We start from the raw sequence: 16,336 nt of genomic DNA on the forward strand, positions 1-16,336 counted from the left end.
CCGTCCGGGCTCACGGCCTTACGGCTTGAGGAAGAGCTTCGTGCAGTCGATGCCCGACCACATGTTGTTGTAGACGGCTCCGCCGATCTTGGAGCCGAACAGCTGGAGCTGCTTGTAGTAGACGGTCGGAACGGCCGGGATCACCTTGGTGACGATGTAGGTGTTCAGGTCGAACCAGGCCTTCTGCGCCGCCGCCGGGTCCGTCAGCGCCGAGATCCGGTCGATCTCGCTGTTGATGTGCGGGTCGTTGACGTGCGAGTAGTTCGGCGCCTGGTCGGCGATCGTGCGGCCGTCGAAGACCGGCGGGATCACGGTCAGGGCGCTCGGCCAGTCCGCGCCCCACGCCGAGGCGTAGATGTCGTACGGGTTGTCGACCTTGCCGATCAGGTCGTAGTACGTGTCCGACGGGAGTTCCTTGCGCTGCACGTCGAAGCCCGCGGCCTTCAGAGCGGCGGCGATGGCCACCGAGTACTGCTGGCCCGCGGTGGTGTTGACGTACGCGTAGGTGATCTTCGTGTTGAGCTTGCCCGCGTCGGTGAGGATCTTCTTCGCGGCCGCGGCGTCACCGTTGGGGTTGGCGATCTTGCCCAGCGGGTCCGACTTCTGGTAGCCGGCGAGCGTCGGGCTGAGGAAGCCGCCCGCGTACTCCGCGCCGTACTCGGCGCCGAGCGCCTGGTAGGTCGGCTTGGTCGGCATCGCCAGCGCGAGCGCCTTGCGGACGTTGAGGTCCGTGAGCCGCTTCATGTTGAAGTTGATCTGCCCGGTGAAGGGCTGGTAGCCGGCCACCGTGCGCTTGTAGATCGCCGGGGTGCCCACCACGGTCGGGGTGTTGTCGGTGTCGACGGCGTTGGCGAAGCTCACCGACGTCTGGTTCTCACCCGCGTCGGACATCAGCCGCTTGGTGGAGTCCTCGTACTGGTGGTTGAACGTGATCGCGAAGGAGTCCACGTACTGGTGCCGCGCCGAGTCGGAGTTCGGGTCCCAGTTGGTGTTCTTCACCAGGGTCATCGACTTGCCCTGGTTGAAGTCCTTGATCATGTAGGGACCGGAGGCGACCGGCGCCTTGTCGTACGCCTGCTTGGTGTCCTTCGCGGAGTCCACGGCCGCGTAGCCGGGCAGCGCGAACAGGTACGGGGTGTCGGGCTCGGCCTTGGCGAAGTGGAAGACGATCGTCTTCTCGTCCGGCGTCGACAGCAGCGTGTCCGGCAGGTGCTGGCCGTTGTAGGGGCCGGCCGGCAGCAGCTTGCGGTAGTCGGTGCCGCTGGTGTTGGCCAGCCACTGCTGGAGGTAGGCCGGGCCGTTGGTGATGAACGGCGCGAACAGCCGCTCCACCGACCAGCGGATGTCCTTCGACGTGATCGGCGTGCCGTCCTGCCACTTGATGTTGTCCTTCAAGTGGAAGGTCCAGGTCTTGCCGCCGTCCGACTGCTCGCCGCTGTTGGTCGCGAGGTCGCCGACGACGGTGTACTTGCCCTCGTTGTCGAGCTTGTACGTCGTCAGGCCGCGGTGGATCAGCGTCGCGAGCTGGTACTCGTTCTGGACATATATCTGGCCCGGGTCGAGGTGCGTGTAGCTGTCGCGCTCCAGCACGTTCATCGTGCCGCCGCTGACCGCGCCCGGAACGGGTTCGGCCGGGCCCTTCGACGCGGCGTCGTCGCCGAAGGTGATGGCGCCCGCGAGCTGCTGGGCGCTCTTGCTCTGCTTGGCCTTGGCGTCCTTGTTGTCGACGCTCTTGTGCCCACCGCCCCCGCCACTGCTGCACGCGGTCAGGACCAGTGCGCCGGCGGCGACTGCCACCAGCGCGGCCCGCGTTCTACGCATGTAGACTCTCATATCGGTTGTGCACCCCTGTCTCGTAACGATGAGCTGCGATGAGCTGCAAAGCGGTCCAGTGCGGGGCGACGCCGCCCCCGCAGCGGCGTCCCTAACGTGCGGCCTTCGGGTCGAAGGCGTCACGGACCGAATCCCCGAGCAGGTTGAAGGCGACGATGAAGATCACCATCGCGACGCCGGGGAAGAACATGTACGTGATGTCGTTCTGGTAGACCTCCGCCCCGCGGGCGAACATCCGTCCCCAGTCCGGCGTCGGCTCGACGAGCCCGACACCCAGGAACGACAGTCCGGCTTCCGCGGTGACGAAGGTCGGCAGCATCAGCGTGCTCTGGACCAGAATCGGTGTCACCAGGTTGGGCAGCAGCTCACGGCGCACGATGCGCCAGGGGGAGGCCCCCGTCACCCGGGCCGCCTCGATGAACTCGCGCTCCCGCAGGCTCAGCACCTGACCGCGCAGCAGCCGGGCGAGCCCCATCCAGCCGAGGATCCACTGCACCGCGATCAGCGCCACGACCCGCAGATACGTCGGGGTCTCGTCGCTCGGGCTCACGAAGAGCGCGGTGACGACGGGCATCACGGCGACGAAGAACAGCTGCGCGGGGAAGGCCATCAGCAGGTCGGTGGCCCGGCCGATGAAGTAGTCCGTCTTGCCCCCGAGGTAACCGGCCGTCACGCCGAGCACGATCGAGGTGATCGTCACCACGATCGTCACCGCCACGGCGATGAACAGCGAGGTGCGGATGCCGTAGAGGAGCTGGGTGAAGACGTCCCGCCCGAGGCCCGGCTCGATACCGAACCAGAAGTGCCCGCTCATACCGCCGTTCGGGGCGACCGGATAGCCGAAGTCGTCCAGCAGGCCCGGGTCGTTCTGCCCGTACAGCGTGTACGGGTCCTTGCCGTAGAGCTTGGCTATGAGCGGCGCGCAGATACCGACCAGGAAGAAGAAGACGACGATGTATGCCGAAATCACCCCGGCGCGATCGCGTTTGAAACGGCGCCACATCAACTGCCCCGGCGACCGCCCCTGGAGTTCGGGGGCGACCGCGGGCACGGCGTCGGTGATCTCGCCCGGTTCGCCGGGCGGTCCTGAGACGGCTGTCTCGGTGGAACTCGTCATCGCGATGGCCCCCGCTGGTGGCGTCACTGATGGAGCAGATGGCTTGAGACTCCCGCGACGGGTGGACGCGTCGTGAGTTGCCGGGACTGTCGCAATGAAAGCAAGTTGCAGTCAAGAGGGCGTGGAGGGAAGAAAGCGTGATCGACTGCTTCTTGAGCGAAGATTGAGCAGATCGTCTTCCGGGCGTGCTTGACACCTTGCCGCTGGGGGAGACATGTCCGACTTGGCCGGACGAAACGCGTTTACGCGCGCGCAACACGGCCGAGGCTTGACCGATATACGGACCGGGTTTCCTGCTCTTCGTAACCCGCGGGGGCGGGGGCGGCCACCGGGACGACTCCTGGGCGCTGTTGCCGACCGCCGGTCGATGGGGGTTGCACGCGCGGTTGCCCGCGCCTGAACAACACCAGCCCCTTCTGTAACGTGCGGGTGGTCCTACTTCGGGAGGGCGCGGTTCAGGAAGTCCACCTGGAGACGGAGGAGGTTTTCGGCGACCTCTTCCTGGGGAGTCATGTGCGTGATCCCGCCGGAGAGCGGCAATACCTCGTGCGGCCGTCCCGCGGCCAGAAGCGCGGTGGAAAGCCGCAGCGTATTCGCGACCAGCACATTGTCGTCCGCGAAGCCGTGAACGATCATCAGCGGGCGGGCTGGTTCGGCGAGTTGGGGAATCCCCTCGGACGTCACGACGGAATTCGCGTCGTAGGCCGCGCCCTGCTCCTGCGGGAGTCCCAGATAACGCTCGGTGTAATGCGTGTCGTAGAGCCGCTGGTCCGTCAGGGGCGCGCCGGCGACGCCGGCGTGGAAGACGTCGGGACGGCGCAGCACCGCCAGCGCGGCGAGCGTGCCGCCGAAGGACCAGCCGCGGATCGCGACCCGGGACAGAGCCAGCGGGAAGGACCCGGCGAGCGCGTGCAGCGCGTCGATCTGGTCCGCGAGGACGACCTCGGTGAGCCGCCCGCCGCCGATCGCCTTCTCCCACGCGGGGGAGCGGCCCGGGGTGCCGCGGCCGTCGGCGACGATCACCGCGAAACCCTGGTCGGCGAACCACTGCGAGACCAGATGCGCGTTGTGCGCCGCGGTCACCCGCTGGCCGTGCGGCCCGCCGTAGGGATCCATCAGCACCGGCAGCGGGCCGTCACCCGCGGAGTAGCCGGTCGGCAGCAGCACCGCGCAGGGGATGCGCCGCTCGCCCGCCTCCGTCAGGCGGATCCGCGCGGTGAGCGACGGGGCTTCCGCATGCGAGGCGATCTCCGCCACCTCGTCCTCCCCGCGCAGCACCCGGGTGCGGACGCCGGGGCGGTCGGGCAGCGAGGAGCTGAGCACGGTGACCGCGCCCGCGCGGACCGCGGAGTGCACGCCGGGCTCGCCCGTGACACGGACCGGGCCGTCGGCCGTCACCCGGTAGACATGGATCTCGCCCGTCTCCGGCTCCGTGGCCCGCACCCCGGCCGAGGCGCTGACCAGTACGTCCTCGCCGTCCGCGGCCAGCACGGCACGGACGTGCAGCCGCCCGTCCGTCCACGGCTTCCCGTCGGCGGTCAGGACCCGGCCGTCCTCGGTGTCGGTGATCCGCAGCAGCGTCCCGTCCGGGCGCAGGGCCGGCACACCGGGGAATAGATCAAGCCAATCTCGATCTTCCTCGGCGGCCACAAGGGACGTCGCGCCCGATTCCGTATCGACCGTCAGATAGTGCTGGGTGCGCTGCTCGCGCGTCTGGACCAGCAGGACGGGCGGTCCGGCCGCCGTCCAGTGCACGGCCGCGAGGTACGGGAAGCGCTCGCGGTCCCACGTCATCTCGCGGCGGCTGCCGTCCAGGCCGAGCAGCCACAGCGTCACCTCGGCGTTGGGCGTGCCCGCCGCGGGATAGGCCACCTGGACCGGCGCCCGGTCCGGCTGCGCGGGCTCGGACAGCCAGCGCCGGGCCACCCCGGACTCGTCCACCCGGGTCGCCAGCAGCGCCGAGCTGTCGGGCGCCCACCAGAAGCCGCGGTGCCGCCCCATCTCCTCGGCGGCGACGAACTCCGCGAGGCCCCACGTCACTTCGTCCCCGTCCGGCTCGGCCAGCGCGCGCCCGTCCGTACCGTCCGCGGCCACCACCCGCAGCGCGCCGCCCGCCGCGAAGGCCACCCGGCGCCCGTCCGGCGAGGGCCGCGGATCCACCACGGGGCCCGGCACCGGCAACTCCCGCGGGGCGCCGCCCTCTTGCGTCAGGTCCACCGTGAACAGCCGCCCGGACAGCGCGAAAGCGGCGGTCGTCGCCGCGGCGTCCACCGCGTAGGCCACGACGCCCGCCGACGACTGGCGGCTGCGCTCCCTGCGGGCCCGCTCGGCGGCGGGCAGCTGCTCCTCGGAGCCGCCCAGCAGCGCCACCGGGTCGGCCGCGACCCGCTCCCGTACCGCCCCTTCGGCGCCGGCGGGCAGATCCAGCACCCACAGCAGCTGGGCGGTGTCCGTGCCCGTGCGCGAGCGCAGGAAGACCACCCGTCTCCCGTCCGGCGCCACGGTGAACGCCCGCGGCACCCCGAGGGTGAACCGCTGTGTCCGCGCGTGCTGCCGGGGGAATGAGAGGTACGTCATATCCGTGACAGTAGGGGGTGCCACCGACAACCGCCTCCGGATTTCGGTCCGACACCGCCGCACACCACCCGACCTGCGGTGCTGCGGAAGGGGGCGGGCCGGGGGCGCGGCGCCGCGGTGGCTGGATCTGGTCATGCGCCCCCCAGTGCTTCCGTGCTCCGACCTATGCGGTCGCACGGAAAGTTATGATCCGTTGCCATGGGTGGGTAATAAGCATGTGGCAACTGACATGACCCCTGCGTCGTACCTGGAGGTGAGCCGCTGTGGCACTCTCGATTTCGGCGGTGCTGCTGCTGCTGATCATCGTGGTCCTGCTGATCCGACGGTCCGGGTTGAAGTGGGGCCACGCCGTGGCGTGCACACTGCTGGGCTTTTACCTGGCGAGTTCGTCCTGGGCTCCGCAGATCAACGATCTCACCAACAACGTCGCGGGAATGATCTCCGACATCAAGTTCTGAGCGCCCCGGGCGGGAGTCGTAGGCTTCCGCCATGACCGACCGAACCACCCCGTCCGCGCGTCCCGCGCGCCGGTTGCTGCTCGTCCACGCCCACCCGGACGACGAGACGATCAACAACGGCGCCACCATGGCGAAGTACGCGGCCGAAGGCGCCCTCGTCACCCTGGTCACGTGCACCCTGGGTGAGGAGGGCGAGGTCATTCCGTCCGAGCTCGCCCACCTGGCGGCCGACCGGGACGACACCCTCGGCGAGTACCGCGTCGGCGAGCTGGCCGCGGCGATGGCGGAACTCGGCGTCACCGACCACCGCTTCCTCGGCGGCCCCGGCCGCTACCGCGACTCCGGCATGATGGGCGTCGCCCAGAACGAGGTGCCCGGCTGCTTCTGGCAGGCCGACCTGGACGAGGCCGCGGGCCACCTGGCCGAGGTCATCATGGACGTGCGCCCGCAGGCGCTCGTCACCTACGACGACAACGGCGGCTACGGCCACCCCGACCACATCCAGGCCCACCGGGTCGCGATGCGCGGCTACGAACTCGCCGCCGAGCAGGGCCACCGGGTCGACCGGGTCTTCGAGATCTGCACCCCGCGCTCGGCCGTCGAGGAGGGCTTCGCCCGGCTCGCCGCGGCAGGCGAGGACTTCCCCTTCGGCGGCGTCGCCACCCCCGGCGACCTCCCCGGAGTGGTCGACGACGAGCAGGTCAGCGTCGTCGTCGACGGCAGCGCGTACGCCGACCGCAAGGCCGCGGCGATGCGTGCGCACGCCACCCAGATCGCCGTGGACGGCCCCTTCTTCGCCCTCTCCAACGACCTGGGCCAGCCCTTCTTCAGCACCGAGTACTACCGCCAGGTGCACGGCGAGGCGCTCCCCGGCGCCGCGGCCGGCGCCCCGGTGACCGACCTGTTCGCCCGCCGGTCCGGCGGCGGTGCCGCCTCCGGTCCCCGTTCCGTTTCCGTTTCTGTCTCCGGCTCCGACGACGACGGCCTCGGCGGAGGTGCCGCGTGACCACCCCTCTCTCCCTCGGCCGCCTTCTCGGCTACCTGGGCCTCGCCGTGCTCGGCGCCCTCGTCGCGCTCGCCGGCGCGCTCGTGCAGGGGGGCCTCTTCCCCGGCGGGCTGCTGCTGGGCCTCGCGGGCTGCGCGGCGCTCTTCTACGGCGGTCTGAAGGCCACCGGCAGCCGCGTCGGGGTGGCGGTGCCCGCGGGGATCTGGCTGATCTCGGTGATCCTGCTGAGCACGACCAGGCCCGAGGGCGACTTCCTCTTCGCGGCGGGCGCCGGCTCCTATCTCTACCTGCTGGGCGGCGCCCTGGCCGCCGTGATCTGCGCCACCTTGCCACAACTGATGCCATCCGGGGCGAATAGGGCCTGACTTGGCGGGCAGGGGCGAGGCCATGGTTGGCTGACCCCGAGCGTTCCGCCCGACCAGGGCCGCCGTTGGCGGCCGGTCGGTATGGTGGGGCCCGCCGGCGAGCCGCGAGCGGGGAACCATGTCGGGCGGCGAAGCACACCGGGAGAGCCTGCGTTGACTCGTGAAACAGACAGTTCGTCCTCCGGGGCCCAGGGCCGCGGCGGCGCCGCGTACCCGTCCGGGACGCAGCCGTACGGCAGCCGCCCCTTCCCCTCCCTGCACCCGCAGGAGCGGCCCCGGTCCGCGGACGCGCCTGACGACGGCAGCGGCTCCGCCCCCGGCACCGGCGCGCCCTCCGCTTCCGGCACCGGGTCCGAGGCGGGCGCGGGCGAGCCGCCGCTCCCGGACGAGCCCAAGACCGAGACGACGCTGACGACCCGGATCCGCATCAACATCCCCGGCTCGCGGCCGATCCCGCCGGTCGTCGTCCGCACACCCGTCGACGAGGCCGCCGCCGCTGCCGCGCCCGCCGAGGAGGCGCCCGAGGCGGAGCCGGAGGCACGGCCCGAGCCGGAGCCCGAGAAGGCCACCAGCGACTGGTTCTCGCCCCGCAAACCCGTGGCGGCACCCGACGCCGCCGCGCCGCCCGCCACGGAGGAAGCGGCGCCGCCGCCCCCGTACGCCGGTGGCGTGCCCTACCTGCCGCCGCCGGTGGGCGGCGCGCCCGTCGACACCGAGGCGGCCCGCGGCCCGCACGACACCCCCGCGGAGGGCTTCCCCGCGCCGTTCGCCGAGCCGACCCCGCCCTTCGGCTCGCCCTTCGACACCGGCTCCGCCCCGCGCCCGCCGGTGCCCGGTTCCCCCTACGACACGGCGGCGATGCCCGCGGTGGACGAGGGCCGCTCCCCGTACGACACGGGATCGACGCGGCTGCCGGGCGAGGGTGCCTCCCCGTACGACACGGGGTCCACGCGGCTGCCGGGCGATGGGCCCTCCCCGTACGACACGGGTGCGACTCCGGTCGTGGGCGACCCGCAGTCCCCGTACGACACCGGGTCCCACTCGCCGTACGACACGGGTTCGCACGCGCCCTACGACACCGGCTCGCAGCCGTTCAGGACCGACGACTTCCCGCCCGGGGTGCCGAGGCCGACGGGGACCGACCCGGCGAGCGCCAGCTACACCGTGCCCGCCTTCGGCGAGACGCTCAGCCCGCCGGACGGCCCGACCGCCGGTCCCGCGACCGGCACCCTCAACGTGCCCCCGCTCACGCCCGACCCCGCGGCCACACCGCCCGGCGGCACCGGGCGGCTGTCCGGCGACACGCTGGTGAGCGGCATCCCCACGGTGCCGCCCGGCGGCCCGCGCACCCCGCGGCCCGCCGCGCCGCGCAGACCCGAGCCCGACCGTGAGCCGGAGCCCGCCGCCAAGCCCGCCGCACCCGCGCCCGCCGCGGCCCGGCCGGTGAAGAAGGGGCGCTCCAAGCCCATGCTGCTGGGCGCCGGTGTGGTCGCCGTGCTGGTCCTCGCGTACGGCGCGGGCCTGCTCATGAACCACGCCGACGTGCCCAAGGGCACCACCGCCTTCGGCGTCGACATCGGCGACCAGAACCGCGCGGCCGCGGTCAAGCTGCTCGACGACACGCTCGGCAACCGCGCCAGCGCGCCCCTGCAGCTCAGCATCGGCGGCACGAAGACGACGCTGAAGCCGTCCGTCGCGGGCCTGTCCGTGGACACCGACGCGACCGTGCGGGCCGTCGCGCACGCCGACTACAACCCGGTCTCGGTGATCGGCTCGCTCTTCGGCGGCAGCCGCACCGCGAGCCCCGTCTACGTCATCGACGAGGACAAGCTCAAGGCGGCGCTCCAGGCGCTGGCCGGCAAGGACAACGGCGGCACCGAGGGCATGGTGCGCTTCGAGGACCACAAGGCGATCGCCGTGCCGGGCACCGCCCGCCACACCTTCGACGTGGACTCCGCGGCGCAGAAGGTCGAGGCGGCCTTCCGCACCCGGGTGGAGACCGCGGCCGACCCGGTGGTCGCGCTCGACGCCACCACCGTGGCGCCGAAGGTCACCCAGGCCGAACTCGACCGCGCCGTCAACGGCTTCGGCAAGACGGCGATGTCGGGCCGGGTGACGGTGCGGGCAAACGCCGGGCACTTCATCTCGTTCGACAACACCCTGCCGCAGTTCCTCACCATGACGGCCGACGCGGACGGCAAGCTCGCCCCGCACATCGACCTGGCCAAGCTCAAGGACCTGTACGGCAAGGCCTTCCAGAACGTGAAGCTGGAGCGCGGTGACGGCTCCAGGACCGCGGTCACGCCGCAGGACGTCGCGACCGCCCTCGTCCAGGCGCTCAACGCGACCGATCCGGCCGGGCGCACGGTGACCTTCCCGAACGTCGCCGGGTAGGGCCCGCCCCGGCCGCTCAGCGCGTCCTGCCCGGCAGGCCCTCGCGGACTTCCGCGAGGGCCTGCCGGCTCACCCGGCGGATGTCGCCGACCTCCTGCGCGGCGCGGGCCGGGGAGGCGGCGAGCATGCGGCCCGCCAGCTCGCTCTTGATCGCGATGAGGGCCAGCGCGTGGCCGAGCCCGTCGTGCAGGTCGCGGGCGCGGGCGACCGCCCGCCGGGCCTCGCGCAGTTCGCGCCCGGCCCGAGCCAGCCGCACACCCGCGACCGCGCCGCCGAGCAGCACCGCGCAGGCCGCCGCGGCCCGTATACCGGCCGCGGGCGGCGCCGTGGGGAGCGTCATGGCGCCGTCACGCCTTCCGGGTGTCCTTGCGGTACAGCCACGCGGCCGTGCCCGCGAAGAGCAGCAGATAGACGACCAGCACCGTGACGTCCTTGGCGTGCGGGGCGTCGCCGAACTCGATGGACTGGCCCAGCGCCGCGTACGCCCGGCCCGGCAGATAACCGGCGATGGTGCGCAGCCAGTGCGGGAAGGTCGTGAAGGGCACCCACAGGCCGCCCAGCATCGCGAGCGCGAAGTAGCACAGCATCGAGATCGGCCGGGCGACGTCCGTCGTGGCGACGTAGCCGATCGCGACACCCAGCGCCGCGAAGACCATGCTGCCCGCCCAGACGCTCGCCAGCAGCGCCACCCACTGCCACGCGTCCAGCGACACGCCCTTGACCGCCGCGCCGAGCACCAGCACGACCAGGATCGACGGCAGGCTCACGGTCGCCGCCGAGGCGATCTTCGCCGTGACGTAGCCGCGGCCCGGCAGCGCGGTGAGCCGCAGCTGCCGCACCCAGCCCTTCTCGCGCTCGCGCGCGATGCGCTCGGCGTTGCCCATCAGCACCGCGGTCATCGCGCCGAAGGCGGCCATCGCGACCATGTAGTACGCGACCACGGTGAGGTCGGAGCCGTCCAGCTTCTTGTGCCTGTCCGCGCCCGCCGTGATGATCAGGAAGAGGAAGCCGGGGTAGAGCACCGAGAAGAACATGAACTTGCGGTTGCGCAGGGTGCGCAGGATCTCCAGCTTGACCAGGGTTCTCATCGGGCGTCCGCCTCCCCGGCGGGCAGTGCGCCGGCGTCGTCGCGTGCGGCGTCCGCCGCGTCGGTGATGGCCAGGAAGGCCTGCTCCAGGCCGAGCCCGGAGACCTCCAGGTTGCGCGGGTAGAGGCCGAGGCCGTAGACCGCGTGCACGGTGGCGTCCGCGTCGTCGGAGCGGATGCGGACGGTCGGGCCGGTGATGTCCAGGCCCACCAGGTGCGGCAGGGCGCGCAGCGCCGCCTCGTCGATCGTCCCGTCGAGGTCGAAGGTCACCCGGCGGGCGCCGGCCCGCGCCTTGATCTCCGCCGCGGTGCCGTCCGCGATGAGCCGCCCCTGGTGCAGCACCAGGACGCGGTCGGCGATCGCGTCGGCCTCCTCCAGGTAGTGCGTGGCGAAGAGCACCGTGCGGCCCTCGGCGACCTGGCCGCGCATGGTCGACCAGAACGCCTGCCGGGCGCTGACGTCCATGCCCACCGTCGGCTCGTCCAGCACGATCAGGTCGTTGGCCCCGGCGGTGGCCAGCGCGAAGCGCACCCGCTGCTCCTGACCGCCCGACAGCTTGTTGACCATGCGGGACGCGATGTCCGTGATCCCCGCGGCGGACAGCACCTCGTTCACCGGATACGCCTTCGGGTGCAGGTCGCACGCGAGCCCCACCAGCTCGCGGACGGTCACCTCCTCCATGAGCCCGCCGCTCTGCAGCATGGCCCCGACCCGGCCGGCCTCGATGGCCTGCGCCGGTGTCGTCCCGAAGACCCGCACCCGGCCGCCGTCGGCGTTCTTCAGCCCGAGCAGCAGGTCGAGCGCGGTGGACTTGCCCGCGCCGTTCGGCCCGAGCAGCGCCACCGTCTCACCGGGGTACAGCTCCAGGCTCAGCTCCGCTACGGCGCGCACGGCCCCGTAGCTCTTGTTCACCGACACGAACTCCACGGCGGGCCGCCCCGCCTCCCGGGGCTCCGCCGCCGCTTTGTCCGTCGTGGTCGCCGTCGTTCTCATACCCCCAGCCTCCCGCGCCCGGCGGGCCGCGTGGCAGTGCCGTGGGTCGTATCTTCCGCATGACAGATGTCATACGGGGGTCGTACGGGGGCTGCCTGCGGGCGTACGGCACAGGTCGGCCCCGGGGCTCGGCGAGCCGCGGGGCTTGGTGTGGAGGGCCCGACGGGCCCTCACGGGGTGCGGGTCAGGCGGAGGGGAACCAGCCGGCGCGGAGCGTGGCGGATGCCTGGGCGCTGCCCGGGGCCATGACGTCGGGGGTCTTCATCGTCGGCTTGCCTTCCCATGTCTCGCTGTTCCGGCGGGCGCGGCGCCGGATGACGGCGGCTCGCCCGGACACATCATAGGTCCGCGCGCCCTCGTTGATCATGGCCGCCCCCCGTCCTCCCGCCCCGCGGGCGGTCCGGCCCGGCGGCACCGGACGGACTGTCAGACCCCGCCGCTACGGTTCCGGGCATGACCAGCACCGCCGGAACACCCGGCACCCCCGAGACCTCCGACGAGGTGCGCGAGGCGTACGAGACCGCCGCGCGCACCTTCTACGACACCGTCGCCGCCGAGTACGACGCGCGCTTCGGGGACGGGGCGGCGGCGCTGCCGATGGAGCGCGCGATACTCGGCGTCTTCGCCGAGCAGGTGCGGGCGGACGGCGGCGGAGCCGTCCTGGAGGCCGGTTCCGGACCGGGCCGGGTGACGGCGTACGTCCGCGGCCTCGGGCTGGACATCCGCGGGGTGGACCTGTCGCCGGTGATGGTGGCGACGGCCCGGCGGCTGCACCCGGGGCTGCGCTTCGACGTCGGGTCGCTGACCCGGCTCGACGTGCCGGACGGCGGCCTCGCCGGGCTCCTCGCCTGGTACTCCCTCATCCATGTGCCCCCGCGGCACGTCCCCGGCGCGCTCGCCGAGTTCCACCGCGTGCTCGCCCCGGGCGGCCACCTGCTGCTGGGCTTCCAGGCGGGGGAGGGCGTCAGACGGCACGAGCAGGCCTTCGGCCACGACGTGGCGCTGGACTTCCACCGGATGTCCCCCGAGCGCACCGGCGCCGCGCTGGACGCCGCGGGCTTCGACGTGACGGCGACGGTGGTCCGCGCCCCCGTCGGGGACGAGCCCGTGCCGCAGGCCTATCTGCTCGCGCGCCGCCGGACCGGAGCTCCCGCCGGGAGGTGACGGACGCGCCCGCGCCGGGCCGGCGGCTGCGGAGAGAGCCGGAGGGCCGGGTGCGGCGAACGGCGTAACAATGGCGGCACAGCGAACGAAAGCGGGTGAAGCGGGGCAGATCAGCCAGGACGGGCAGCAGGCACGGCGGACGCGAGGCTGGTGATGCGCTGATGGTCGCGGCACCGGACGGAGACACGGGCCACGGGACCCCCGACGGCCGGGACCCCGGCGACGGGGGCGGCCCCGCCGGGGGCGGCCCCGCCGGGGACGGCTCCGGCGCGGACGGGTCCTGCGGCGACGGCGGGCGGTCCGCGCCGCCCTCCTCCGGGCCGGATCTGCACGCGGCGGGCGACGATCCCGGCCTCGTACGGATCCGGCTGGTGGAGGCCACCGAGGGGCAGGGCGAGGCCGAGCTCCTGCGGCTGGCGCTGCAACAGGCCGTCGGCGCGCTCGGCGGCTACGGCGGACTCGTCCACCTGGCGGCGTCCGAGGGGCTGCTGCGGCTCGTGGCCGCCAACGGGCTGCCCAGCGCGGCCGCCCGCCGCTGGGAGGAGCTGTCCTCGCGCACCTCGACCGCGCCCGCGCTCGCCGTGACCCGCGGCACGGTGTGCTGGTCCACCCGCAGGCCGCCCGCGCACGCCACGCCACCCGCCCCCGCCCCCGCGCGCGGCGGCCCGCCCGGCCTGGACCGCCCCGAACGCGCCGAGGACCGGCCGGGCGCCGCCGGGCAGACCGCCGGAACGGCCCGGGAAGCCCCGGAGGAGGAAGGGGAGCTGCCCGGCGGGGTGGTGGCCGCACCGATCGTGGTCGGCGGTGTCCCCGTCGGCGCCCTCGCCGTCCTGACCGGCGAGCAGCCGGACGCCGCCGCACAGGATCTCCTGGCCCGGCTCGCCCGCACCGTCGGCGAGCGGCTGCCGCACACCCGGCGGCGGCACGGCGGCACCAGCCCCTGGTGGCAGGAGCCCGCCGGGGTGCGCGAGCAGGTCATGCAGCAGATCAGCGTCGGCACCTGGAGCTGGGACCTGACCACCGGCAGGCTGGACGTCGACGAGACCGCCGAGGGGCTGCTCCCGGCCGCCGGTCTGGACCCGGACACCTGGGACCACCGGATCGAGACATGGATGGCCCGCGTCCACCCCGACGACCGCCCCGGCGTGCAGGAGTCCGTCGCGACGGCGCTGGCCGGCGGGCAGCCGTACGCCGTCGAATACCGGGTCCTCGGTACGGACGGCGAGGTCAGCTGGGTGGAGCTGCGGGCCGTCTTCGAGCACGATGAGACCGGCCGGGCCGTCCGGCTCGTCGGCACCGCCTGGAACGTCACGGCCCGGCGCAGCAAACTCACCTGGCTCGCGAGCCTCTTCGAACGGCACCCCGACCCCATCCACGTCCTGGACGCCGACGACCGGGTCGAATGGGCCAACCGGGCCGCCCGCGAACTCGGCCGGAACGGCGAGGACAGCGCCGAAACGCTCGGGCAGATCCCGTGGGAGACCGTCCCCGGCGTCGCCGAACAGGGCCGGCCCATGCTCGCCGCGGCCCGCGCCGCCCCCGGCAAGGCGGTCTCCACCGAGCTGACGTACGACGCCCCGGACGGCCGCCCCGCCTCCTGGCTGGTGCGCGCGGTGGACGTCGGCGGCTTCGTCGCCACCCAGATGGCCGACATCACCGAGCGCAAGGCCGCCGAGACCGCCCGCGCCGACCGCAGCCGCCGCATGACCGAACTCAACGCGGCGCTGATCAGCTCCCTCGACACCGGGGACGTGATCGGCGCGATCGTCACCCATGTGCTGCCGATGGTCGCCGCCGAGGGCCTCATCGTGCACGACCTGTCCGGCCCCGGGCCCCAGTTGGTCGCCGTGGCCGGCTACTCCGCGGACTACCGCGCCGAACTGGAGGCGCCCGGCATGCCGCAGCGCATCGCGGACGCCGTCGGCAGCGGCGGGCCGCGGTACTTCTCCACCCGGCAGGAGCTGGAGGCCGAACTGCCCGCCATCGCCTCCCTCGCCCGGCACGGCGGCAAATGCGCGTGGGCGGCGCTGCCCCTCGTCGTGAGCGACCGGCGGGTGGGCTCGTGCGTCATCAGCTGGCCCACCCCGCACGACTTCCCCGAGCACGAGCGCTCCCTGCTCGGCACCGTCGCCGTCATCATCGCCCAGTCGCTCGCCAACGCCCGGCAGTACGAGGACGCCCGGCACCGCGCCCAGCGCCTTCAGGAGGAACTGCTGCCCGGCGGCCTGCCGACCGTCGTCGGCGTCCGCGCCAAGGCCCGCTACCGGCTCGCGGAGGGCGAGGAGGTCGGCGGCGACTGGTACGACACGATCGCGCTGCCCGGCGGCCGCAGCCTCGCCGTCATCGGCGACATCCGCGGGCACGGCCTCGAACAGGGCATCGCCATGGGCATCATCCGGCACGCCGCCCTCGCCGTCGCCTCCCTCGACCTGCCCGTCGACGAGGTCATGGCCCACCTCAACGACGCCGCCGGGCGCCTCGGCCCGCTCACCGCGACCTGCATGCTGGTGCTCTACGACGCCACCACCGGCGCCTGCCGCTTCGCCTCCGCGGGCCACCCGCCGCCCGTCCTGCTCCCTCCCGGCGGCGAGGCCCACGAGGTCGAACTGCCCAGCGGCCAGCCGCTCGGCCAGGCCTCGGTGCCCGCACCCGTCATCCACACCCCGCTGCCCGAGGGCAGCGTCCTGGTCCTCTACAGCGACGGCCTGCTGGGCGGCGACACCCGCGACGTCGGACCGCTCACCGACCTCGTCACCCGCTACGGCGCCACCGCCCCCCTGCCGCAGGACGAGGAGCGCCGCGACGCCTGGCTCGACACGCTGTGCGACACCATCGGCGGCCGGCTGCCGTCCGCACCCCACCGCGACGACGACGCCGCGCTCATGGCCCTCGCCCTCGGCCGCGTCCCCGCGGAACGGATCGCCGTGTGGGACCTGCCCTTCGCCCCCGAGACCGCCGGCCGCGGCCGCGCCCTCGCCGCCGAGCGCATCACCGCATGGGGGCTCACCGACCTCACCGACACCGCCACGCTCGTGGTCAGCGAACTGATCGGCAACGCGGTACGGCACGCCGTCGGCATCGGCACGGACGTCGCCGACGACACCGCGGGCCACCTGCGGCTGCGCCTGCTGCACCTCGCCGAGGGCGAGGTCACGTGCGAGGTCTACGACGGCTCGCAGGCCACCCCGCGGGTGCGGCACCCGCTGCTCGACGACGAGTTCGGGCGCGGGCTGCAACTCGTGGCCGTCACCGCCCGACGGTGGGGGACGCGGTACACCGAGGGCGGCAAATGCATCTGGGCGGCGGTGGGGGAGGGGTGAGCCGCGCCGGGCGGCTCGCCCG

At 73.2% G+C, this 16,336-nt stretch carries 13 protein-coding genes; 6 read left to right on the top strand and 7 right to left on the bottom strand.

Features of this window, described 5'->3' with window-relative positions:
- Positions 1-18: 18 nt before the first annotated feature.
- The 3 genes from ACWERV_RS31295 to ACWERV_RS31305 form a co-directional block, all read right to left on the bottom strand.
- On the bottom strand, positions 19-1,821 hold the full coding sequence (locus ACWERV_RS31295) for an ABC transporter substrate-binding protein (protein WP_452939490.1): 1,803 nt from the start codon (positions 1,819-1,821) through the stop codon (positions 19-21).
- A gap of 103 nt (positions 1,822-1,924) precedes the next feature.
- On the bottom strand, positions 1,925-2,950 hold the full coding sequence (locus tag ACWERV_RS31300; protein ID WP_398182693.1) for an ABC transporter permease: 1,026 nt from the start codon (positions 2,948-2,950) through the stop codon (positions 1,925-1,927).
- Between the two features lie 435 nt (positions 2,951-3,385).
- Positions 3,386-5,527, bottom strand: a complete 2,142-nt coding sequence (locus ACWERV_RS31305) for a prolyl oligopeptidase family serine peptidase (RefSeq protein WP_452939494.1) — start codon at positions 5,525-5,527, stop codon at positions 3,386-3,388.
- A gap of 263 nt (positions 5,528-5,790) precedes the next feature.
- Between ACWERV_RS31305 and ACWERV_RS31310 the strand changes: the two genes are divergently transcribed.
- The 4 genes from ACWERV_RS31310 to ACWERV_RS31325 all read left to right on the top strand — a co-directional run bounded on the left by ACWERV_RS31310 (position 5,791) and on the right by ACWERV_RS31325 (position 9,750).
- Entirely contained in the window at positions 5,791-5,985 is a 195-nt protein-coding gene (locus ACWERV_RS31310; RefSeq protein ID WP_031521375.1) for a hypothetical protein, read from the top strand.
- A 31-nt stretch (positions 5,986-6,016) separates the two neighbouring features.
- A complete protein-coding gene (gene mshB, locus ACWERV_RS31315) occupies positions 6,017-6,991 on the top strand; it encodes an N-acetyl-1-D-myo-inositol-2-amino-2-deoxy-alpha-D-glucopyranoside deacetylase (protein WP_452939497.1) in 975 nt (324 codons plus the stop codon).
- Entirely contained in the window at positions 6,988-7,356 is a 369-nt protein-coding gene (locus tag ACWERV_RS31320; protein ID WP_398182703.1) for a DUF6113 family protein, read from the top strand. The genes mshB and ACWERV_RS31320 overlap by 4 nt, the downstream gene beginning before the upstream one ends.
- A gap of 153 nt (positions 7,357-7,509) precedes the next feature.
- Positions 7,510-9,750 carry a hypothetical protein gene (locus ACWERV_RS31325; protein ID WP_452939500.1) on the top strand — a complete coding sequence of 747 codons (2,241 nt, stop codon included), beginning with the start codon at positions 7,510-7,512 and terminating at the stop codon, positions 9,748-9,750.
- Between the two features lie 16 nt (positions 9,751-9,766).
- Here ACWERV_RS31325 and ACWERV_RS31330 read toward each other — a convergent pair whose 3' ends face one another.
- The 4 genes from ACWERV_RS31330 to ACWERV_RS31345 all read right to left on the bottom strand — a co-directional run bounded on the left by ACWERV_RS31330 (position 9,767) and on the right by ACWERV_RS31345 (position 12,197).
- Positions 9,767-10,090 carry a histidine kinase dimerization/phosphoacceptor domain-containing protein gene (locus ACWERV_RS31330; protein WP_398182709.1) on the bottom strand — a complete coding sequence of 108 codons (324 nt, stop codon included), beginning with the start codon at positions 10,088-10,090 and terminating at the stop codon, positions 9,767-9,769.
- A gap of 7 nt (positions 10,091-10,097) precedes the next feature.
- Complete coding sequence (locus tag ACWERV_RS31335; protein ID WP_452939503.1) at positions 10,098-10,838, bottom strand: ABC transporter permease; 741 nt, start codon at positions 10,836-10,838, stop codon at positions 10,098-10,100.
- Complete coding sequence (locus tag ACWERV_RS31340; protein ID WP_452939506.1) at positions 10,835-11,830, bottom strand: ABC transporter ATP-binding protein; 996 nt, start codon at positions 11,828-11,830, stop codon at positions 10,835-10,837. The genes ACWERV_RS31335 and ACWERV_RS31340 overlap by 4 nt, the downstream gene beginning before the upstream one ends.
- Positions 11,831-12,014: 184 nt before the next feature.
- Positions 12,015-12,197 (bottom strand): hypothetical protein, encoded by a 183-nt coding sequence (locus tag ACWERV_RS31345; protein WP_398182718.1) that lies wholly within the window; start codon positions 12,195-12,197, stop codon positions 12,015-12,017.
- 86 nt (positions 12,198-12,283) lie between these two features.
- On the opposite strand from ACWERV_RS31345, the gene ACWERV_RS31350 reads away from it, so the two are divergent.
- Together ACWERV_RS31350 and ACWERV_RS31355 are read left to right on the top strand one after the other, a co-directional pair.
- Positions 12,284-12,994, top strand: a complete 711-nt coding sequence (locus tag ACWERV_RS31350; protein ID WP_452939509.1) for a class I SAM-dependent DNA methyltransferase — start codon at positions 12,284-12,286, stop codon at positions 12,992-12,994.
- A 161-nt stretch (positions 12,995-13,155) separates the two neighbouring features.
- Positions 13,156-16,314, top strand: coding sequence for a SpoIIE family protein phosphatase (locus ACWERV_RS31355; RefSeq protein ID WP_452939512.1), 3,159 nt, complete (start codon positions 13,156-13,158; stop codon positions 16,312-16,314).
- The last annotated feature ends 22 nt before the right edge of the window (positions 16,315-16,336 follow it).

The sequence above is a fragment of the Streptomyces sp. NPDC004031 genome (genome assembly GCF_053604375.1).

Coding starts and splice junctions, on each gene's coding strand:
- ACWERV_RS31355 (WP_452939512.1), top strand. CDS start 13,156: ATGGTCGCGGCACCGGACGGAGACACGGGCCACGGGACCCCCGACGGC.
- mshB (WP_452939497.1), top strand. CDS start 6,017: ATGACCGACCGAACCACCCCGTCCGCGCGTCCCGCGCGCCGGTTGCTG.
- ACWERV_RS31330 (WP_398182709.1), bottom strand. CDS start 10,090: ATGACGCTCCCCACGGCGCCGCCCGCGGCCGGTATACGGGCCGCGGCG.
- ACWERV_RS31300 (WP_398182693.1), bottom strand. CDS start 2,950: ATGACGAGTTCCACCGAGACAGCCGTCTCAGGACCGCCCGGCGAACCG.
- ACWERV_RS31295 (WP_452939490.1), bottom strand. CDS start 1,821: ATGCGTAGAACGCGGGCCGCGCTGGTGGCAGTCGCCGCCGGCGCACTG.
- ACWERV_RS31340 (WP_452939506.1), bottom strand. CDS start 11,830: ATGAGAACGACGGCGACCACGACGGACAAAGCGGCGGCGGAGCCCCGG.
- ACWERV_RS31345 (WP_398182718.1), bottom strand. CDS start 12,197: ATGATCAACGAGGGCGCGCGGACCTATGATGTGTCCGGGCGAGCCGCC.
- ACWERV_RS31305 (WP_452939494.1), bottom strand. CDS start 5,527: ATGACGTACCTCTCATTCCCCCGGCAGCACGCGCGGACACAGCGGTTC.
- ACWERV_RS31335 (WP_452939503.1), bottom strand. CDS start 10,838: ATGAGAACCCTGGTCAAGCTGGAGATCCTGCGCACCCTGCGCAACCGC.
- ACWERV_RS31350 (WP_452939509.1), top strand. CDS start 12,284: ATGACCAGCACCGCCGGAACACCCGGCACCCCCGAGACCTCCGACGAG.